This window comes from Mucilaginibacter sp. UYP27 (assembly GCF_040547175.1).
Classification (GTDB): Bacteria; Bacteroidota; Bacteroidia; order Sphingobacteriales; family Sphingobacteriaceae; genus Mucilaginibacter.
The window spans coordinates 15227-35440 of the sequence record NZ_JBEPPE010000013.1 but is presented as its reverse complement, the minus strand read 5'-3'; the positions used below and the strand labels follow the sequence as shown (position 1 = coordinate 35440).

Annotated in this window: 19 protein-coding genes and 1 pseudogene; 7 read left to right on the top strand and 13 right to left on the bottom strand. The window is 42.1% G+C overall.

Annotated elements, in window-relative coordinates; translation table 11 throughout:
• Positions 1 to 26: 26 nt before the first annotated feature.
• Positions 27 to 839, top strand: a complete 813-nt coding sequence (locus ABIB39_RS21405; RefSeq protein ID WP_354432227.1) for an McrB family protein — start codon at positions 27 to 29, stop codon at positions 837 to 839.
• A complete protein-coding gene (locus tag ABIB39_RS21400) occupies positions 832 to 2070 on the top strand; it encodes a 5-methylcytosine restriction system specificity protein McrC (RefSeq protein ID WP_354432226.1) in 1239 nt (412 codons plus the stop codon). Before ABIB39_RS21405 ends, ABIB39_RS21400 begins: the two co-directional genes overlap by 8 nt.
• Positions 2071 to 2260: 190 nt before the next feature.
• Here ABIB39_RS21400 and ABIB39_RS21395 read toward each other — a convergent pair whose 3' ends face one another.
• From ABIB39_RS21395 to ABIB39_RS21365, 7 genes and pseudogenes are all read right to left on the bottom strand, one after another.
• Positions 2261 to 2560, bottom strand: coding sequence for a hypothetical protein (locus ABIB39_RS21395; RefSeq protein WP_354432225.1), 300 nt, complete (start codon positions 2558 to 2560; stop codon positions 2261 to 2263).
• A gap of 40 nt (positions 2561 to 2600) precedes the next feature.
• A pseudogene (locus ABIB39_RS21390) lies at positions 2601 to 4232 on the bottom strand (DNA translocase FtsK); the annotation flags it as partial.
• A gap of 280 nt (positions 4233 to 4512) precedes the next feature.
• Positions 4513 to 5739 (bottom strand): site-specific integrase, encoded by a 1227-nt coding sequence (locus tag ABIB39_RS21385; protein WP_354432224.1) that lies wholly within the window; start codon positions 5737 to 5739, stop codon positions 4513 to 4515.
• Between the two features lie 470 nt (positions 5740 to 6209).
• A complete protein-coding gene (locus ABIB39_RS21380) occupies positions 6210 to 7475 on the bottom strand; it encodes a type II toxin-antitoxin system HipA family toxin (RefSeq protein WP_354432223.1) in 1266 nt (421 codons plus the stop codon).
• A gap of 2 nt (positions 7476 to 7477) precedes the next feature.
• Positions 7478 to 7741 carry a helix-turn-helix domain-containing protein gene (locus ABIB39_RS21375; protein WP_354432222.1) on the bottom strand — a complete coding sequence of 88 codons (264 nt, stop codon included), beginning with the start codon at positions 7739 to 7741 and terminating at the stop codon, positions 7478 to 7480.
• A gap of 369 nt (positions 7742 to 8110) precedes the next feature.
• Positions 8111 to 8788, bottom strand: coding sequence for a hypothetical protein (locus ABIB39_RS21370; RefSeq protein ID WP_354432221.1), 678 nt, complete (start codon positions 8786 to 8788; stop codon positions 8111 to 8113).
• The gene (locus ABIB39_RS21365) at positions 8785 to 9741 is read right to left on the bottom strand and encodes a hypothetical protein (protein ID WP_354432220.1); all 957 of its coding nucleotides are present in this window, start codon (positions 9739 to 9741) and stop codon (positions 8785 to 8787) included. The genes ABIB39_RS21370 and ABIB39_RS21365 overlap by 4 nt, the downstream gene beginning before the upstream one ends.
• 98 nt (positions 9742 to 9839) lie before the next feature.
• Between ABIB39_RS21365 and ABIB39_RS21360 the strand changes: the two genes are divergently transcribed.
• The gene (locus ABIB39_RS21360; protein ID WP_354432219.1) at positions 9840 to 10211 is read left to right on the top strand and encodes a ubiquitination-like system serine protease family protein; all 372 of its coding nucleotides are present in this window, start codon (positions 9840 to 9842) and stop codon (positions 10209 to 10211) included.
• A gap of 35 nt (positions 10212 to 10246) precedes the next feature.
• On the opposite strand, the gene ABIB39_RS21355 is transcribed toward ABIB39_RS21360, so the two are convergent.
• Together ABIB39_RS21355 and ABIB39_RS21350 are read right to left on the bottom strand one after the other, a co-directional pair.
• Entirely contained in the window at positions 10247 to 11686 is a 1440-nt protein-coding gene (locus tag ABIB39_RS21355) for a HesA/MoeB/ThiF family protein (RefSeq protein ID WP_354432218.1), read from the bottom strand.
• Positions 11664 to 12041: an E2/UBC family protein gene (locus tag ABIB39_RS21350; RefSeq protein ID WP_354432217.1), complete on the bottom strand. Its 378-nt coding sequence runs from the start codon at positions 12039 to 12041 to the stop codon at positions 11664 to 11666. The genes ABIB39_RS21355 and ABIB39_RS21350 overlap by 23 nt, the downstream gene beginning before the upstream one ends.
• A 724-nt stretch (positions 12042 to 12765) precedes the next feature.
• Here ABIB39_RS21350 and ABIB39_RS21345 point away from each other — a divergent pair.
• Positions 12766 to 13893, top strand: coding sequence for a Fic family protein (locus tag ABIB39_RS21345; RefSeq protein ID WP_354432216.1), 1128 nt, complete (start codon positions 12766 to 12768; stop codon positions 13891 to 13893).
• Positions 13894 to 13972: 79 nt separating this feature from the next.
• On the opposite strand, the gene ABIB39_RS21340 is transcribed toward ABIB39_RS21345, so the two are convergent.
• Both ABIB39_RS21340 and ABIB39_RS21335 read right to left on the bottom strand, forming a co-directional pair.
• Positions 13973 to 16159 (bottom strand): TonB-dependent receptor, encoded by a 2187-nt coding sequence (locus ABIB39_RS21340; RefSeq protein WP_354432215.1) that lies wholly within the window; start codon positions 16157 to 16159, stop codon positions 13973 to 13975.
• Positions 16160 to 16214: 55 nt separating this feature from the next.
• Positions 16215 to 16535 (bottom strand): DUF6660 family protein, encoded by a 321-nt coding sequence (locus ABIB39_RS21335; RefSeq protein WP_354432214.1) that lies wholly within the window; start codon positions 16533 to 16535, stop codon positions 16215 to 16217.
• 84 nt (positions 16536 to 16619) lie between these two features.
• On the opposite strand from ABIB39_RS21335, the gene ABIB39_RS21330 reads away from it, so the two are divergent.
• From ABIB39_RS21330 to ABIB39_RS21320, 3 genes are all read left to right on the top strand, one after another.
• Positions 16620 to 16805, top strand: a complete 186-nt coding sequence (locus ABIB39_RS21330; protein ID WP_354432268.1) for an ATP-binding protein — start codon at positions 16620 to 16622, stop codon at positions 16803 to 16805.
• Between the two features lie 298 nt (positions 16806 to 17103).
• Positions 17104 to 17451, top strand: a complete 348-nt coding sequence (locus ABIB39_RS21325) for a helix-turn-helix domain-containing protein (RefSeq protein WP_354432213.1) — start codon at positions 17104 to 17106, stop codon at positions 17449 to 17451.
• Complete coding sequence (locus ABIB39_RS21320) at positions 17451 to 18743, top strand: type II toxin-antitoxin system HipA family toxin (RefSeq protein ID WP_354432212.1); 1293 nt, start codon at positions 17451 to 17453, stop codon at positions 18741 to 18743. Before ABIB39_RS21325 ends, ABIB39_RS21320 begins: the two co-directional genes overlap by 1 nt.
• A 141-nt stretch (positions 18744 to 18884) precedes the next feature.
• Here the strand turns inward: ABIB39_RS21320 and ABIB39_RS21315 are convergent, their stop codons facing one another.
• On the bottom strand, positions 18885 to 19499 hold the full coding sequence (locus ABIB39_RS21315) for a hypothetical protein (protein WP_354432211.1): 615 nt from the start codon (positions 19497 to 19499) through the stop codon (positions 18885 to 18887).
• Positions 19492 to 19815 (bottom strand): RNA recognition motif domain-containing protein, encoded by a 324-nt coding sequence (locus ABIB39_RS21310; protein ID WP_354432210.1) that lies wholly within the window; start codon positions 19813 to 19815, stop codon positions 19492 to 19494. Before ABIB39_RS21310 ends, ABIB39_RS21315 begins: the two co-directional genes overlap by 8 nt.
• Between the last annotated feature and the right edge of the window lie 399 nt (positions 19816 to 20214).

The window sequence follows — 20214 nt, the reverse complement described above, 5'->3', positions numbered from 1 at the left end:
CAAAAAGATGGTTACTTCTACAGCATTTGCTACGCGTTTGGGGTGGTCAATTTCCCCCGGAATACCCTGGTCAGTTTCGCCCGGAATGGGTGGTCAGCTTGCGCCGGAATGGAGTGGTCACATTCATCAGAATCTCCATCAATGACGGGCTTATTCCTAATACTGATCCGAGTATTGAACAGATACCGGAAGCTGAGTTGATTCAGTTCCATCCCTCTTATACCTATGAGGATTTTGTACGCGGCATTGTGACGGTAACCGAGGGGGAAAAGCTAATTTATCGCGTAGAGAACAGGACACTGGCTAGAATGGCAATGGAAGCATCTGAACCGGAAAATGGCGATAAAGCTTATGTATTGATCGTCGATGAGATCAATCGTGCCAATTTATCCAGTGTTCTTGGGGAACTGATCTATGCGCTTGAATACCGCGGTAGAACTGTGCAAACTTTGTACGCTTATAAAGAGGATGCAGGTTTGAACTTACCTGATAATCTTTATATCATTGGCACTATGAATACGGCCGACCGGAGTATAGGCCATATCGATTACGCCATCAGGCGACGCTTCGCCTTCGTACCGGTTCCTCCGGATGGAGCTGCGATAATTAGCGCGGTTGGTCGTAAACTTTATGATGAGGTGCAAGCCTTATTTGATAATCATACTTCCCAAGAATTTGATCACGCAGATGTACGCATCGGGCATAGCTATTTCCTTGGCGAAGAAAGTGGATTAGCCATGCGTCTAAAATATGAAATTAGGCCGATCCTGCTGGAATATGTCCGGGACGGCATTCTATTGGAACCCGCCAAGCCCCTGATCGAAAATTTGCATGTCTGAGGGGTTGATCTACACGGCGGAACACAGTACGGTACTATTAAGTACCGACGAATTATTGCTGCTTGAAAAGCAAGGTAATTCCAAACTCATCGACCGGATCGATTTTAAAAATGAAACGTTGAATACCGGGTATTTTATAGGGTTAGATAGATTATTCCCGTTGGATAAATCCATATATGTAGGACCTAAACGAGAGGCTGGCAAACGGCTTGATTATTTAAAAATGCTGTCCGTTTGCTTGCAGCATCCTTCGATTAATTTGCACAGTAAAGATCTGTTTGACATCAGTTTTGAAAAGCAACCTATCCGTATTTTACAGCAAGATGATTTGCTGACCCCCTTGCTGATCGTCCAGTTCTTACGTGCTACCGAGCGGGTCGTACGTAAAGGCTTACAAAAAGGCTATTACAGCCGAATCGAAAATATGACCGCTAAGGTTAAAGGCCGTGTATTGGTAGCAGAAACGATCAAACGTAATCATCACCGCAATAATTATTTGCAAACCTGGTGTAAGTTCCAGGAGTTCGGCCTCGATACCTCGCCGAACCGCATTCTGAACAAAACCCTTCAATTTGTTCAGCGCTATGCCCAGTTGCTACCCGCAACCGTCCTGCCGGTGGGTGCCAAACTCCGGTTTTTGCAACCTGCCTTTGCGCACGTAGGCACGGAAGTAGCGTTAAATGAGATAGAACATTACCGCTCCAATCCATTTTATGCTGAATATAGCGAGGCCATCGCCTTGGCCCGGCTCTTATTAAAGCGGTTTGGCTATCAGCTCAATTCGGTACAGTCGGAAATCCACACGGATATGCCGCCCTTTTGGATAGATATGTCGAAACTGTTTGAACTTTACGTACTAGGCAAGTTACAGGAAGCTATCGGCGCACAAGAAGTTATTTTCCAGGCGGACGGAAAGTTCGGCTACCTGGATTTCCTCCGCATCAGTCAGGGAGAGGAAATGATCATCGATGCCAAATACCGGTACCTATATGGTGAAAAACGTTACGAGATAGATGATGTCCGCCAGTTAAGCGCCTACGCCCGTGATCGCGGTCTGCTGGCGCAGTTAAACATGCCCGAAACAGAATGGGCCAAAATTGTCCTGCCTTGTCTGATTATTTATCCTGATGCGGCAGCGGAACCTGACCTTGAACGCTTGACCCTGCTAAAAGACCCTATTAAACAATTTGAATGTTTTTACCGTCAAGGTATTTGCCTGCCACGCCTATGAACTGGAAAGTCTTTTTTTTAAGACTGTTGCTTAACGGCGAGACCGCGCAAGCTTTTGCTTTGAAAGCGGATCATGTTCTTCAGTTTTATATCGTTATCGAAGTTTTAGCGAACATAATTTGAAGAATATGGCGAGTGGGCATGAGTGGATGAGTTTTCCGGCGGATTTCAATGATGTTTTGATGGATGTGTCACGAATGTGAAGCGCGATATTTATAAGGCACTTCGTAAATCTGCTGGGGATGGTAAGTTTGGTGATCCGAAGATAGTAATGGGAATTCGCCCTCAAGATGTTTGTGTTTGAGCAATAACAGGATCTTTAACAGGCGCTCGAAGCCGGCGGCAAGTAATTGCAGGGTCACATGGTTATTCGCGCCGACAAATTTTGCCGATCTCAAGTTGATCAAGCCGGGTTCGATGAAGCGGAACGAGGCTTCCACTTCCTGCATTACCGCTGAAACTTTACTTAAATTTTTACCAAAATCATTCATGCCGTAAAGTAAATTCTTTGATGCGCAGCCTATCTGCGCACTAATATCTGTTAAATAGCTTTGACCAAAATCCTTTGGGTCTGGATTCCGGTTCAGGAATAATAATCGGTGGGAAAATAGTTACCGGTAATTCGCTAACGGGGGCTGGTAATATCGGTTCAACTTCCGGGGCCAGGTCGTCTAAAAATCGTTCAAGTGAATATTCATCAGCAAATAAGACCTCGCGCGCTTTACTGCCTTCGAGCGGCCCGACCACACCGGCGGCTTCAAGCTGGTCGATGATGCGACCTGCACGGTTGTAACCTAATTTGAGTTTACGTTGGATGAGTGAGGTAGAGCCTTGCTGATGCAGTACAATGAGCCGGGCGCAGTCTTCAAATAATGGGTCGCGGTCAGCTGGATCAAAAGCTAACGGCCGGCTATCAGGTCCGCTGTTGTATTCGGGTAAGTATAGCGGACTCGGGTAGCCACGTTGTGCGCCGATAAATTCGCAAATGCGTTCTACTTCGGCAGTTTCAATGAAAGCCCCTTGGAGGTGCATAATTTCCGTCCCTGTCCCGAAAAGCATATCACCCTGACCATTGAGCAATTCCGCACCACTGGCGTCCAGGATGGTGCGGGAATCGATATTGGAAGCCACCCGAAAAGCTAAGCGTGAGCTGAAATTGGCTTTAATACTGCCCGTAATGACTTTTACCGACGGTCGCTGGGTGGCGATGACCAAATGGATGCCGGCCGGTCTGCCCAATTGTGCCAGCCGGTTGATGGGCGCTTCTGCGGCCATTAGCTCCGCGAATTCATCGATTACCGTCACTATATAGGGCAAGAAGCGATGTCCATCATTATAATCTAGTTGTCGATGGATGAATTTTTGATTGTATTCTTTGATATTCCGTGCGCCGGCAGCCCTCAGTAATTCATAGCGCTGGTCAGTTTCAAGGCACAAGCCATTCAGGGTATCCATCGCTTGGGTCACATTTGCAATGACCGGATCGGCTTGTTCAGGTAATGCCGCTAGGAAGTGCCTGGCTATTTTTCGGAACGAATTAAACTCAAGGCGGTTGATATCGATTAGCACCAACTTCAGTTCTGAGGGATGTTTCTTATATAGTAACGAACTGATCAGTGCATTTAGGAAAACCGATTTTCCCTGACCCGTTGACCCCGCAATAAGCAGATGTGGCAGCGCGGTCAGATCAGTCAAATAGACCGCGTTATCCATCGTTTTGCCGATAACTACCGGCAATTCCATTTTGGCAGCCTGAAATTTCTCTGTGGCCAAGACAGATCGCATCGCCACCACGTCCGCTTTCTCATGCGGGATCTCGACACCCATGGTGCCCTTGCCCGGGATCGGGCCGACCACTTTCACCTGCGCGGCTAAGTACAATCCCAGATCGCCTTGCAAGGCCTTGATCTTCGCTACTCGGCTACCTGCTGCCGGTGTGAACTCATAAAGGGTTAAAGTAGGTCCGATTGTGGCCCTGATCTGCTCGACCTCAATATCATTGTAGGCCAGCGTCTCCACGATTTTGTGCTTATTCGCTTCCAATATCTCCGCCGTCAAACCAAGTTGACTTGCCGGAACTGCTAACAGTTCCAGCGTCGGGTAATGATAGTTCGACAAATCTAGCTTTGGGTCATACTGACCAAATTGTTCGACTAATTCATCCATCATTGATCAGGTTAGGTTAATAATTCAAAACCATTGTTCCTGGCGATCGTCGCCATGGGTTGTATTTGTTCGAATACACGCTGCTGCTCGAACAATGACAGGTCAGGCACGATAGTCAAGTAATCTTCCAAAAACTTATGCTTGGGCGCTTTGAAGTGAATCACTCCAAGTCAAAAGCAACTAAGCGAATTCGTTAACTTTACCTTCAATTCTATTCAGTAATATATGCAAGCCTGCATTTAAATTGAAGATTATTTGAATGCAGACTTGGAATGCATCAATCCATATTAAGGCGAGATTTTAAATTTTGCATATCCTCCTTCAATTTACTTTCAACCACTTTGGCATAAATCTGTGTGGTTGTAATCTTTGTATGGCCTAATATCTTGCTAACTGTTTCGATAGGTACGCCGTTAGATAACGTTACTGTTGTCGCAAACGTATGCCGGGCAATATGGAATGTAACTTTTTTTGTGATGCCGCATAGATCAGCTATCTCTTTCAAATAACTATTTACCTTTTGATTAGATACTGTCGGAAACACCCGGCCATCTGAAAGTGACCTTATATTATCCTCGTATTTATCCATAATCTTTAATGCTGGTGGAAGTAGCGGTACATTAACCGGTATTAGTGTCTTTTCACGGCAAGTCCTAATCCATCGTTCGCCGTCACTACCGGCAATGATGTGCGCCGGAGTTAAATTAATCATATCCACATAGGACAAACCCGTATAGCAACAAAAGACAAACATATCCCGAACCATATCCAACCTGCTAATTGACAGCTTTTTCTTTTCCATGTCCGCCAATTCCTTTTCAGATAATTGTTCGCGGTTAACTTTTAGAATCTTCAATTTGTATGTGGCAAAAGGATCGTTGTTAATCCATTGTAGGTTCAAAGCCAGATTGGTCATTTTTTTTAACCTGATGATATGCTTCATTACACCGTTATTATTTAGTGGCTGCTGGTGATCTTTAGGTTTATGGGTGCGTAGAAATACCTCGAAGTCTTTTACAAACTTATAATCTAACTGATGTAAGTAAATATCTGTTGCGTTAAATTGAGTTTCCAGAAACTTCACTAAATACCGCTGAGTGACATAATAATGTTTAAGGGTACTCCACTTTAAATCTTCGGTAGAAGTTTCGTTATGGTACGTTATAAGGCGGCTCAGGGAATAAACCTGGGCTTCCTCTCCGAGATAAAGGTCTTTAACTGCTTTAGCCGATAACATTTTCCTTTTGATCTGAAGTTCCTTGTAGCTATTGCCAATGGCAAGCCTTACTTCCTCCAGGTAATTGTTAATGGATTTAACTTCCTCCTTATTTCCTTTAGCGGCACCTTTGCCGCCATCCCAATTTTTGGGATCAACATTTTGCTTTAAAGCGATGTAAGCGCGTTGACGGTTTACTGTCACGCAGGCGTAAATAGGTTCTTTTCCGTCTTTCGCTTTGTCCGGACGGGTGGTAAAATGAATACCGAACGACTGTGATGTTTGCATAAAATTCATTTTTAAGTTTAAATAATTCAATACTTCGTCCTGTTTTTAGGTAACACAACAGGTAACACAAACCCTTTGAAAATTGGTCATAAAATTCAACTTTTAACGCTGTAATAAACTGTTTTTCAATTCATTGAAGCGGTTTGTGTTACCTAAGTTAAAAACAAAAAACAGGTAGTCGGATAGGTAACGAGAACCTTGGCTTTACAAAGGGTTAGTAAGGGGATTATTAATGAAAAAACCCCTTAAATCAGCGATTTAAGGGGTTTTGAGGTGTAGACGATGTCTACTTTGTGCGCCCACCTGGGCTCGAACCTATCTTTGTAAATAACTATTTATCAATAACTTATAGAATATTTCAATCTTCAAGTGCTCAGTTATGTGCAAGCAAAATGACTACTCAAATATACAGTTTTCTCTTTATTCAATAAAGTTTAAGTAAAATAATGCACATCGCTATCCGGCTTGGGTTAGGTTAATTTAACGAATGATCTTTCTATCGCCGTAATGATCTGTTGCGGTATTTCAAGTCCCTTCGCATATTCACGCCAAGTATCAATGCCCTCTTTTATCTCTCGTATTACACCTATAGGATTTTTAACCGTGTACTTGTCAGCGATGGTAAGCACATCACCTAACCGGATATCGATCCGTTTGCCATTAACCGATAGAACATGTTGCGCCCGTGTAAAGTTCAGTAAAGGGTTTAGCGAATAAGTCAGAACATACGCCGGCGATAAGCGCCATTTGTTGGTCATCGGATCAAAACAAAAGCTATGGTTCTTTAAATGGTCGTCCTTGTTAGCGAAGGTCAGGTTGAAGACCATGCGCCTGAAGATCGCCTCAATATCTTGATGAGGCAGTTTTAAGAATAGGGCCAGATCAAAAAGATTTTCATAACTTGATACCTTGGGATCTTTAAAATCCCAGCCAGCTATCCCACAAGCAGTGAGTACGTGTATCTTTTGTCCGTTCTGGCGATCGTACCGCAACGTAGCGAAATGTTTATCACCAACCAATTTTGAATCCATCATCTCGATGCCCAGTGCCCTGGCAGTTAGGTAATACGAATACTCGATCAACTCCTTGCTGTAGCTTAAGCCTTCATTGATACCAAGCTTTACTAAGTAATGATCATAATCATCCGAATACCCCAAATCACCGGGTATGATCTTCCCTGTGGCTTTGTTTTCGGAGATCAGGATCTTAGGGCCGACACCACCTGCGGAAGTACCGATCTTAAAAATATTGAGTAGAGAAGTATGGTCCAATGCATCGCCAGCAGTTTCCTGCTTATTTTCCAATACAAGTCGGGCCACTTCTGCCATATCATCGATGTTGATCGTTGTATTAGTAGGCAGATCTTTATTGGGCTTGTACTCCAGCGCACCCATTCCACGTTCGCCGACATAAGCAAGTTGTTCTAAAACGGATATCTCTTGAAATGTCTTATTTTGTTGTTCCAGCCAAGTCTTAAATACCAGGTTACCAAACACGTCAGGCAGAGAATCTGCTATCATGGGCGGAAGGCCACGAAAAGTCGAATTATTATACCGATCAAAAACCTGTGTTTGCGGCTGCTTCCGAATAATTAACGGAAACAAGTTAAGAAAAGCATCATCGTTTAAAAAAGCGGAATGATACTGAAAAAAAGAAGCATTTCGGTTTTCGTCATATCCGATCTTGCCGATCTCCTTATCAAATATGTATACCGATATGTGATTGTTCTTTGCCATGATCAATACAATGATTCTTGATTCCTGTTATTGATCTCGTTGTCAATAAATCCATTGAACGCTTCAAGCATATCGAAATATTGCAAAATCTTAAATAGCGTGTCTAAGGTAGCATTCTGACCAGATTCTAAATTAGTGATCGTGTACCTGGAAAGACCGAGCTTTTCAGCCAGTTGTTCCTGAGAGAGATTTTCACGTTTTCTCAATGTTTTTGTCAACTCGCCAGCCTTGAGTTTGACATCCTTAATATTTACCACGTTTAACATGATTGTTGAATATAATAAACAAAAATACTAAATTCCATTAAATTGTTTAATATATTAAACAATTTAATGGAATTTAAAACGATATCCATAAACCAGCAATATGGAATATGTTCAATCTCTGTATATTACAGGGATATGTCCCGAACCGAAATGACGCCGATCAAATCAGCGCCGCAAAAAAACTGTTCTACGTGATTTGTTCAGGGGAAAAAAGACTTGCACCTTATCGCAGAAAACGGATGCACTCGAGAAAGAAACCCATTATTCGCAATATTGCAATTGGAAAGTGTTTTGTTTAATTACGATTAAAAATATTGAAATCATCACCTATCACTAAATACTTTTGCTCATTTGAAAGCAAGTTAGAATCTAAGCTACCTGTTTACTATTGTAAGCATTAATCACATCAGTTTTGATGCCGTCGATGAATGTCTTCGTTACAGGGATTTCAGAACTGAACGCGCCAGAAAGATACTCTAATGGTAATATACGGCGTAAATTGGCTTTGAAATCATTGATTTCGATATCTGGATTCTCTTGTTTTACGCGTTCAAGAAACTGTTCTACGTAAGTTTCATCAAGTGTGCTGCTATCCCAGTCTATATAACTAAAATAATCCTGATCGCTTAAAAAACCTTTAATTACATTCAAACAGAATCCTACGCATGTCATATACTCAGGCGAAGTTGTTGGGCTTATAAAATCTCCAGCTTGATCGTATAATGCTCCTTCATAAAAATAACCGAACCTGGGCTGGGCCTTTTCCAAAATCAACTCACATTGTGCAAGAAAAGCAGGTAGCAGTATTGGATCAATTATATCAAAAATTTTATGAAAGTAAATTTCGTCCGGATTGAAAAAATCCTGTATCATCACGCTTTTTCCGGTAAAATGGAAAAGTTTTGATTCACTGTTATACCTAATAAAAATAGCAGCATGCTGAGTACCGTCCGGATTATTCACAATTGCTGCGCCAACCATATTTTCCGGCAAGTCATCGGCTTCGCAGCTAATGATGTTATCTTCTATATATTTATAATTAATCACTTGTTCTTTTCTTTACGTCTACGTTGAACTTTAAGCTGCTTTTCAAAAAGTACGCTTATTTTTTTCCGCATTTCTGCTAACTTTTCATGATCCTTGAATGACTGTGTAATGATTAGTAATGTTTTTAGAATATTGACATCAATACTTTCATGAATAAAAAGCCGCATGAACTTACGGAATGAACCATAGTCTTTAACATCAAGATAAGATCGGCTTTTGTAGTGTAGTTTCTTTAACTGCTCTACTTCATTTGAAGTGTTTGAAAAATCAACTAGGAAAGTGTCAAAATCCTTAAAGTATTTAGTATCCCAATAAGTATCGCACAACTCGTACTCATCGTCTTCTTTGCCGCTTTTAACCCAGCAACTAATATTTATTTGCTCATAAAGAAATCCTCGCGCCTTTTTAGCATTGGCTTCGGTACATTTAATGATGAGTGGTTTCTTACCCACTTGTTCCAAATGAATATTAGGATTGGTACCACCTACTGCCAATAGCTTACCATGCAAAAACCGAATAGAACTACTAATTTGGTAACTCGCAGGCTTAGCGCGTAAAGTCCTGCTGGTTTTCAATGTGTTCAGAATAGAAGTTCGTTTACTTCCACGGATAATGTTCGCACTATATTCTAAACCGTTAGCGTGAAATAATTTTTGCACATCGCGCCAACTGTTAACCAACTCCTTATTGCTTGAGCGGTACCGAATGACGTCATTGAAATTCTGTTCGATCTCTGCGATTTGCTCGTCGTTGCCGTCTGCAATGATAACCGCTGATCCGGACTTAATCTGGATGTTGATCCCTTCAGAATTTTCATTAAGCTTAATAATGTTTATTGTTGCGGTAAGCAAAACGGAAAATGCTTGTGCGGCATTTACGGACATGGCATCAAGAGCTACATTCCTATGTGCAGCGTCTTTGAAGATTATAAATTCTAATTGATTTTCAGCCATGATATCATCGCATATATCAGAGATATACACTAGGTTTAGACGTCTAATGTATATATATTATTTTTACAATTTCTTAAATTTTTAAAAATACATACTTAATGCAAATTTTTCATCGGATAATTCACTATATAAATAGGCTCACTGCTTTAATATTTAAAAAGTGGAGACCTGACAAAACATTGAAAGTCAACGTGCTTCAGCCGATTTTAAATAGTAAGGGGAATTATATTTTCTACTGCCCTGGATGCGAAGCCAATCATTTAGTCAGTATAGCGCCGAAAGCAGGTACCTATCACACGCTTACAGGAACTTTGGCTAGGCCTACGATCAGAGCTTCTGTAATGGTGGCAGGTAATAAGAAACTTGGCATTCACCGGTGCCACTCCTTTGTAACGGAAGGAATGATAGCTTACCTTGACGACTGCACTCACCCTCTTGCAGGCAAAACGGTCTCAATGGAACCAATGTAATTAACTGGCGCGGACATATATCTGCGCCAGTTAAACTAATTTTGACGTTTCCGTGCCTTATCAGCGGAATGATCTAATCCAATGGACGGTGGGATTACCGTATCCGCTAATGACAGATTGCCTTGATAGTAACAATTGGCATGACAGTGACGTTCGTCGTTCAGCCTGATATACCCTTGATTATAAGAATACCTTTGCGTGCCGAAATAGTTTACGCCGGCTATCCCAGTCACCATTTCAATGAGCTGAAAAACCTCCAGCGAAGCTAGATTGGCACTAAAGGGAAAAATATTCTCATTACGTTTAAAAGCATGATCAACCGGCAACCCTGCCAAATAGGACGGGTCTTCTAATAAACCGGCTTGCTCGGTAGCAACATCCGCAGGTGAAAATGCCTCCAGGCATTGTAAACAGGGACGATTTGGTCCTATTGTTTGAAGTTGCCAGTCAGCACCAATGAACGCCTCGGTTTCCGGATCGATCCGAACCTGAATCCCCCCATCTATTACCGGAATCAGATGGCTATAAGCGATATGATTTTGTATTTGCCTCGGCCATGGACGGTCAACGCAACTAAACAGCACATCACAATCCAGTGCATTCCTGTAACCAGATTCTTCCGTAATCCCGCCATTAACCGTATGTATCTGAACTTTTTCCGCTGTAGCTGATTTTTGGATCTGCCGCTGGGCAACCAATACTTTCGCCATACCTACATCCGGTTGATAAGCGCCCAGTAATCGATCAAGATTATGGAGTTGCACTTCGTCAAAATCAATTAATACAAACCGTTCAAGCCCGATGCGGGCCAAAGTTTCGGCAACAATGCTACCCACACTTCCCAGGCCAATTATCCCAATACGTAAACGGGCTAATTGCGCGTGATTTTCAGGCCCCCAAACAGTAAATGTTCTTTTATAGATTTCTCTGAAGGCGGGTTTTGGCCGCAGTCCGTCATGATAAGTAACTTTTAATTCTTTACCGACGACTCTTACACTCGCAGCCCAGCGCTTTTCGTACCAACCATTTTGTTCTTCCCAAAAGCGGGCACTCCAGGCACCATCCGTCCCCAAAGTAAGCCCAACAAAGGGTAAATCCGTGAGCGATTCTGCATTAGCAGCATAGGATCGCTCCGTTGCAAAATCGTCAATGCTCATTCCTTGCCAACCCGGACCCAGGTGGCTATGTAATAAAACAATACCTGATTTTTTTTCGGCTGCAAGTTTGCAAATTCTCTTAAAATACTGGCTGTGAATCTCTACATTACCGTGAACATCACGATCACCATCTACAGGCAAAATCACCTGATGTATTATCGCTGTAAAGCGCAATTGCCCGTAGGATGGTTTATAAAGCGCAAATACCACATCTTCCTGCTCGTCCTTTCGTAGCAAATGTTGATTTAAAATTAAGTTAAGCGCCGCTGATACAGCGACACTTAACTCTTCATATTTAGTTTTTTCTGAATATTTCATTGATTTGACTGATTAATTGTGCGGATGGATTATCCGGCAAAACGTTAAAACGATAGCTCCAGTACTGCCAGGTAGAACCTAAGCCACTCGCTATGACATTTCTTACATTCGCTACTTGGCCGAATGGCACTAAATGCGGATCGCTCCGCAAATGGATTGACGCCCCGAATAACTGCGGATATTGATCAGGAGCAGGTATGGCCAAGTCTATATTTTTGCCGCGAAAGCTTCCTGCCGGAATTTCAAAATTAGAAATTACCACGTAGCTAATGTTAGCGTTATCCTTGATAACACTAACCTCGTTGAAGCCTAGATCAACCAGGTCTTCAACGAGGCGGTTAACACCTAAACTCAAGATACGGTAGTTGGTGTGTTATTGAAAATTGTGAAATGCCTTTCACCGCACAAGTCCAGTTTTTCGGAATAAGTCCCACAGGGTGAACAGGCCGAGGAACGAGGGCGGTTCATTATGCCGTAGTCTTTTGCGGATTTTTAAGAATTTTTAAGAAATGCGGGCAAAACCTTAGCTGCCTTTTTCTCCGTTTCGATTGGAAAATAGCTACTGAAAGCAATCTGATATTTTAGCAGTAGGTCAAGTGCAGCATGAAGGCAAGCGAAGCTTTTCCCGGCGCAATGCAATAAGTGGGTAAACAAGTGAAGTCCTGAATAATGCTCTTGGCCGGACTTTTAGAAATTATAGATAAAGCGCATGCTTTTGCAGCGAAGCAAAAATGCAGAAGCGGGATTTTGAGCAATCGACCTTTTATCCATTACTGGCAAGGGTAGAAGTAGCATCATGCATAGAAAGATATAGCTTGTAACCTTTGCAGTTGTAGAACTACTCCGGAAGAAATTGATAGACTAATACTTCATCTCGACAAGAGAATTTGACGGTAAAAAAAATACATTTTACCGTTTGCTATTCAAATACTTTGAATTTTACCGTCAAAAATCATACAAAACGGTAAAAAAACAATATTATACCGTTTACTGGTGAAATTCATTCTGTTTTATTGTCAGAAGCAATAGTAAACTGTATAAATATTCGATTTTACCGTTTGCTATCCTTATATTTGATCATGCCTGTCAATTATAAAATCAATCCGGACCGTACAAAACCTTGGAACGATCTTCCGGATTTGCCGCCTTCAAAAGAAATTTACGAGGATATCGAGATTCTTTTACAGTTGGGAAATGCAAAGGCCGCATTGGGGCGTTTGCAAGGGCGGAGCATTGTTATCCCAAACCAAGGTCTGCTGATCAATTCAATCAGTTTGCAGGAGGCGAAAGCTTCAAGTGCCATTGAGAATATATTCACCACAGATGACGAACTTTACAAAGCCTACAGTGAGCAGCAAGGCCAGCGCTTACACGGCCCCGCAAAAGAAATACTGAATTACAGGGAAGCCTTATGGGAAGGTTATCACCATCTTAACCAACAACCCAAATTTGATGAACAGTACTTCATCCGGATGTACCGGGTGATCAGTCAATATCCTGACGGTATCAGGACACCTACAGCGCAGATCTACATCAAAGAAGGTGGTACAGGGCCTAATGCCGGAAAAGCATTTTATACGCCGCCAAGAGGAAAAGGCATTTTGGAAGCTAAAATGACCAACCTGATCGAATTTCTGAATGATGATCAAAAATACCCTATCGACCCTTTGCTAAAAATGGCCATCGGGCATTTTCAGTTCGAAGCGATCCATCCTTTCCGTGATGGTAATGGGCGGACCGGGAGGGTGTTTAATATTCATTATCTGACTCAAAAAGGCCTGCTGGATTATCCTATACTTTTCCTGAGCCGTTATATCATGGAAAATAAGGAAGATTATTATTCGGGTCTGGCCGGTATCACACAAAGAGGTAGTTGGAAAAGCTGGCTTTTATATATGCTCAAAGCGGTAGAAGTAACAGCCAATCTGACTTATAATAAGATCAACGATATTATTGCGGCAAAAGACGCTATTTTAGAAGCGATAATCGCTGATACGAATATTGCCCGGCCTGATCAGATCGTCAACGCGATCTTCACCCAACCTTTTACAAAAGTCAAACACCTGCAAGACGCGGGTATGTATGCGGAAAAAACGGCTCGCAACTATTTAAATCAATTAGCCGAATTGGGTATTTTATCGCGTCGCACCATTGAAGGAGCTCATTATTATCTTAACCTGGAACTCTATCGCATCCTATCAGAATAATGTGGGTATGAGGTCGGATGAATGTTGCTAGTGCCAGCCTGTATAGTCGTTGTGATGATTTTTCCATAGTTGAGATCTATTACAGTTTAAACTTAATTCCGCCATTGACTACAAACCCATCTAAAGGTGCGTAGATATCCTGAAATACCGGGCTGGTTATACTGCCTGAATAGATTGGGCCAAACTTTGTTTGCCTGGTATCCGTCAGGTTCTCGAAATTGATGAATAGCGAAAACCGATCCCATATCTTTTCGGCCATTAGCCCGGCAGTCCAATAACCACGGCCAGTCGTTCCGTCATTGAGTTTTTGAGGACTGTAATAATAGCCTTCCAGCCCGATCTTTAGTTTATGCTCAATTTCGTACATCAACACATTATTCAGTCTGTTCTTAGAGACCAATGGATAAACACTTACCGTGTTATTGGTATGTTGCATTACATCTGCCAGCGTATAACCGATATATAACTGAAAGGCATTGTAAGTTAGTTTGACGTTTGTTTCCATGCCTTTAGTATTCAGATCACCCTGCGGTTGCAGGTATTGAAAATCTCCATTGGCTATAGGAGTCAAAATGATCGGGTTGTTAATACGGGTGTAAAAGAATAACTGGTTAATGCTGAAGCTTACCTGGTCATTAAACAAACCTGTTTTGTAGGTAACATCGAAGTTTGCGCCATAGGATCTTTCCGCCTTGGTATTAGTCACATCTATAGGTAACACATTCCTGAACTCGATACGTTCCGCGTCCTCGGTAAATACGTTGGGTGCTTTATAACCCAAACCGCCACCTAACCGTGTAGAAAAGTGCGAATTGATCTTATACAGCCCGGAAACTCTCGGCAAGAAAAAGAATCCGTAATCATTGTGGTAATCGCCTCTTATTCCTGATTCCAAAATGAACTTGTCGGTAGCATTCCAGGTGTTTTGTATGAATGCGCCAAGCGTATTGTAATTATAGCTGCGAAGCGGGAAACTACTGTTTTTGTCTTCGTTGAAGTTATCTGTCAAATAGTTTAACCCTGCTACCCAATCTGTCTTTTCACTGTTATACGCGTAGTTAGCCTCACTATAAGATGATACCTGTACACCGGAAAAGCGGTAATTGGGTAAACTGATACTCCGGTCAAAATAGCTGATGCTATTCTTGAAAGTTAGCTTTTCTTTGTCGTTTAACTTATGATCAAGCTCTGCCTGAGTACTGTAACGGCCTGTTTTGTTTAGTTCAAAATAAGAATGCTGCGCATCACCGTCGCCGCGTAGATATTGCATATCACCACCAATACGATTTTCTACTGTTGAATTGATACCTGTAATTAAGGTCGTCCGATCACTCAGGTAAAAAAACAGTTTGGGATTAAGGGTGTAGCGATTAAATCGGGGAATAGCAGAAAGACCGATATCAGACGGGTCGTAGGCAGTGCCATGATTATAGGCCGCATAAATAGTAACGCCAACTTTTGAAAACTTCTGCGAATAAAATCCGCTCGCATCCAGGCCCAATGCGGACGTGCCGTTTAATATAAAATCAAGGTGCCGTTCATCCGTAGGTGTTTTGGATACCAGGTTGACCAAACCGGCAATAGCGCCGCCGCCATACAGTGTCGAAGAGGAGCCTTTGATCACTTCTACCTGCTTCAGATCAAGTGGCGCTATCTGTAACAGACCCAATCCGCCGGAAAAGCCGGAATATAGCGGGAAACCATCCCGGATGATCTGCGTGTATTTACCGTCCAGCCCCTGAATCCTGATGCTGGAATTACCGCTGGTCGCCGAAGTTTGCTGCGTTTGGATTCCTGTACTTTCATTAAGCATCATGCGAATATCGCCGGGCTTCATATTGCCTTTTTCGTCCAGTTCCTCACCGGATATCACCTCTACCCGCGTAGGAATATTGGCGATTGTCCGGCTACTGCGGGTAGCCCCAATAACCACTTCGTCAAGTTCCTCGCCGTCCCCCTTACCTGTAGGCTGTAGTATGATTGCCTGAGGTTCTGTCTGAGTCAATGGGAAAGACAGTGTATCTGTTCGTGGTTGATAACCGACGTAGGTAAACTTGAGCACTTGCTGGCCATCAGGCACATTTGAAAGCCTGACCAAACCACTCGTGTCGGAAATGGAGCCAATCTTTGTCCATTGTACTGATACAGAGACGCCGATTAATGTTTCCTTGGTCTTGGCATCTCTAATTATAGCCAGGAACGTATTTTGGGCATAACACATACCCGTGTAAAGCAGTGCTATCAAAAGCACAGTTAGTTTTTTCATGAAAAATATTGATTAAGTAAATACAAGAATATTGCCCCAAAGGGTGCTTTGTGTATCAACTCAACTTGGGCGGCTGCCAGATAGAAAGTGAAATCTCCTTAACGAAAGGTTGCTGGTAATCAAAATAAGTCAACTCCTGGCTTTCTGTAATTATAGATAGATCAAAAGTTAGCTTTTTTACAATAACGAATCCGGCACAAGTCCCACAGGTAAAAAACGGCGAGCAGCCCTGGCATTCTTTATCCTTAGCAGGCAGTTTACGTCCCTGTTCCTTTTGATGAATCAGAGCCTTACTCATACAATCATTATCTGCACAGCACGGCTTTAAAGAAAGCATTACTACATAAAAAGATAATATCAAGCATAGAAAATTCACGCTGCAAATTTATTATAAAAAGTTAAGTTTTATAAGCTTGATTTAAATGGATTCAGGTTTAGTGTATCAAATTCCGGTGAACCTATCCCCACAAAAATAATAAGAACTGTTTTTGAACCTTTTTCCCGCGATACCTCCAATGGGATGAAAGAAGGATTAGGGTTGGGATTATTTATCGCCTCTAAAATAGCCAAAGCCCACGGCGGGAAATCAAAGGTTACTTCGGACACTGAAAAAACAACCTTTTCATTTATCCTGCCGAATTCATAGGGCTTAAGAGGAAAACATATTTTGTAAATAATGGATTAAACCCATCGTTTGTATTCACCGGGAAAGAACAGCGGCGGTATCCTTTCCCGTAAATATTAAGTGTCCAATCTACAACAGCTCCCTACCTTACTCAGACTGTCGAAAATCTTATAAAAAGATGGTAAATTCCATCATTAAAACTCATTATACATATTAAAGATTGAAAAAACAAACATTATCAACCATGATATTAGTTATAAAAAATAGTTGTATTTTTGTTGATAAAAATAAGCATTAATGTCTTTAAAGGTATTTAGTGATGGAAAAAACGAGCACAGATTGGTATGCCATGAGCGATAAGGGTATTTTAGTACTTATTGGTCAATTCATACAACAAAGCAGGTTACAACAAAATAAAACACAGCAGCAAGTGGCAGATTCCGCAGGAATCAACCGTTCTACCGTGGGCCAGATCGAAAAAGGTAATGGAGGTACGTTACTTTCTTTACTTCAGGTCTTAAGGGTATTGGAGCAGCTACCTATACTGCAAGCTTTTGAAGCAGAACAAAAAGTAAGTCCTTTAGCCTTGGCTAAGCTGGAACAACAGAAAAGACAAAGGGCGAGGAATAATGACAACGATAGCCTCAACACAAAAGTTAACTGGTAATGATCAATAGCGCATTTATTAATCTTTGGAATGAGCGAGTTGGTGCAATAGCGTGGGATGCTGATAAGGGAGTAGCCAATTTTGAATTTGAACCTGCTTTTTTACGAAAGGGCCTGGATATTGCACCGCTCAAGATGCCTGTTGGCACAGCTAACGGCAGGATCTTTTCATTCCCGGAATTGAGAGACAGCCAAACCTTTAAGGGTTTACCCGGACTCTTGGCTGATGTTTTGCCGGACCGCTATGGAAACACCATAATTAACGCGTGGCTGGCACGAGTTGGTCGTCCTGCGGATAGCATGAATCCCGTAGAAATGCTCTGTTTTATCGGGAAGCGTGGTATGGGCGCACTTGAATTTGAACCTGTTGAACCAAAAGGTAAGAATACTTCCACTAAGTTAGAAGTAGATAGCCTGGTTGAAATATCCGAAGCTATCCTATCCGGCAGAAAGGACTTTCAAACCGACCTATCCAAAGACGAAGAAAAAGGATTACTGGATATTTTAAAGATCGGAACCTCTGCAGGTGGTGCCCGGGCTAAAGCCGTTATCGCTTACAATCCAAAAACAGGTGAAGTCCGAAGCGGACAAGCCGAAGCTCCCAAGGGGTTTACCCAATGGCTCATCAAATTTGATGGCGTACATGATGCGCAATTTGGCACTTCGAGGGATTATGGGCGTGTTGAAATGGCGTACCATTTAATGGCGGTGGCTTGCGGTATAGAAATGACCGAGTGCCGTTTACTGGAAGAGCATGGACGGGCACACTTTATGACCAGGCGGTTTGACCGAATTCCAGACCAGGGGAAGCTACACGTTCAAACTTTTTGCGCCATGCAGCATTTTGATTTCAATAATGTAGGCACTTACAGCTATGAGCAGCTTTTCCAAACCATGCGCACCTTACGGTTGGATTATCCGCAGGCTGAGCAAATGTACCGCCGAATGGTATTTAATGTTTTGGCGAGAAACTGTGATGACCACACCAAAAATTTTGCCTTTACAATGGATAAAAGCGGACAATGGGCATTAGCCCCGGCTTATGACGTTTGCCATGCCTATCGTCCTGACAGTCCCTGGGTCAGCCAGCAATCTTTAAGTGTAAATGGAAAAAGACAAGGCATAGACCGTAAAGATCTGTTGGATGTCGCCAAACAAATGAATATTAAAAAAGCTGATGATATGATCAGCCAGATAGCAGCCACCATAAAGTCCTGGCCTACTTATGCCGGTGAATGTCGTGTACCTTCTGAATTGCAAAAAGCGATAGCGAAAACATTTGTGACGTATTAATGTGTCATGCCTCGCTGTAATGACAACAAATGAAAAAATAATTCAGGTATTTAAACTTGTCTGCATCCTAGTTGGTAATAGTAAATGAAGTGAAGCACTCAGAGAAGTGCTATGAACTTTTCATCCTTAAAAAATGATCATTTAAAAATCTTCATCAACTGTATAGACGAAATAGGTTTCATCATCCGGGTAGTCGTTCGGACCAACCTTCACAAATAGCAGACCGTCCCCGATGTGATCCGAAAAACGTCCGGTCATCATCCGTACACAATCAGCATAAAATATGCCTGCGTTTGCATAAAGGCGCTTAATCGTCAGCGCGATGACAGGGAAGAAAACTTCTTCATTAACTTTCGCCGCCTCCAAAACAGGGTTACCCCGCTGAATAGCAGCGCTCATTATATGAAATTCCTCAAGTGACAACGCCTGATCTTTAGTCTTCAAGTCCTGGACTTTCCAATAAGTTTTCCAGCCTTTATACAATTCGATGATCAGGTCATCGGGCACGAGTTGAATCTTTTCCGTTAAAAAGGCAGACCACAGTTCCGCAGGAAACTGGAGATAGATCTCGTTGTAATCTACCTTAAAGTAACCGCGATAATCTGCCACCATATCTGAAAAATGCGATACCTTATAAACGTTCACACTGTCATTTACTAAAGCATGACGTCCAAATGGCCGGGTATGAAACACTTTATTCAAGGCTCCTAACTGAGCAAAAGCAACAATGTATTTAGAAATCCTTTGGCTACCCATTGTTTGAGTCGGTCTTGTTTTTGTACTGCTCAGTGTGGTCGAATGTTTTATCAGGTGCGCCAGCACGATCTGTACTATTGCTCAACGATTCTGACAATGATAATTTGTATCCGTCGATCATTTTGTCATGCAAGGCCGAGATGGCGGTAAAAGCCTGCGATCTAACGGGCATTTCTACCGAACCAAACCCTGTCCGTTTCCCTGTTTCCGGATCAGTTAGCAGCTTGATAGTGCCCACCTGACCAAACTGTGTAAGCATTTGCTTGAACTCATCATCTTTTAGGCGAGGCGGTATATTAGCGATTAAAAGTTTCATTGTTCAAAAATATCACCTCATTTCAATAAACCTATCGAATGATGACAAAATTTTACGCTTAGTAGCATTTAGCGGCTTCCTTTACTCATCATTAGAAAAATTCGGGTAGTTCAAAAAGAAGATTAATTAGCCAATAATAGCTGATATTGAGAACACGCCGCAGAGATAAAAATAAAGGTTATTCAAAGCTGACTATTATGATATTTTTTGAGCGTTGAATATGGCATACTTTGTTCAATGGGATCGTTTTATTAAATCTTCAATTCTGGACTCACTGCGTCACGAATTAAAGGTATACAGTTACGGTAATTATGAAATTAAAAATGGCCGATAAATACATCTACCCTAATTCTGTGCCAACTATTACGAAAATTTACCCTAATTCTGTGACAAGAATTT

Coding starts and splice junctions, on each gene's coding strand:
- ABIB39_RS21385 (WP_354432224.1), bottom strand. CDS start 5,739: ATGCAAACATCACAGTCGTTCGGTATTCATTTTACCACCCGTCCGGAC.
- ABIB39_RS21315 (WP_354432211.1), bottom strand. CDS start 19,499: ATGGGTAGCCAAAGGATTTCTAAATACATTGTTGCTTTTGCTCAGTTA.
- ABIB39_RS21400 (WP_354432226.1), top strand. CDS start 832: ATGTCTGAGGGGTTGATCTACACGGCGGAACACAGTACGGTACTATTA.
- ABIB39_RS21360 (WP_354432219.1), top strand. CDS start 9,840: ATGCAAATTTTTCATCGGATAATTCACTATATAAATAGGCTCACTGCT.
- ABIB39_RS21380 (WP_354432223.1), bottom strand. CDS start 7,475: ATGGCAAAGAACAATCACATATCGGTATACATATTTGATAAGGAGATC.
- ABIB39_RS21355 (WP_354432218.1), bottom strand. CDS start 11,686: ATGAAATATTCAGAAAAAACTAAATATGAAGAGTTAAGTGTCGCTGTA.
- ABIB39_RS21310 (WP_354432210.1), bottom strand. CDS start 19,815: ATGAAACTTTTAATCGCTAATATACCGCCTCGCCTAAAAGATGATGAG.
- ABIB39_RS21345 (WP_354432216.1), top strand. CDS start 12,766: ATGCCTGTCAATTATAAAATCAATCCGGACCGTACAAAACCTTGGAAC.
- ABIB39_RS21395 (WP_354432225.1), bottom strand. CDS start 2,560: ATGAATGATTTTGGTAAAAATTTAAGTAAAGTTTCAGCGGTAATGCAG.
- ABIB39_RS21320 (WP_354432212.1), top strand. CDS start 17,451: ATGATCAATAGCGCATTTATTAATCTTTGGAATGAGCGAGTTGGTGCA.
- ABIB39_RS21375 (WP_354432222.1), bottom strand. CDS start 7,741: ATGTTAAACGTGGTAAATATTAAGGATGTCAAACTCAAGGCTGGCGAG.
- ABIB39_RS21325 (WP_354432213.1), top strand. CDS start 17,104: ATGGAAAAAACGAGCACAGATTGGTATGCCATGAGCGATAAGGGTATT.
- ABIB39_RS21365 (WP_354432220.1), bottom strand. CDS start 9,741: ATGGCTGAAAATCAATTAGAATTTATAATCTTCAAAGACGCTGCACAT.
- ABIB39_RS21340 (WP_354432215.1), bottom strand. CDS start 16,159: ATGAAAAAACTAACTGTGCTTTTGATAGCACTGCTTTACACGGGTATG.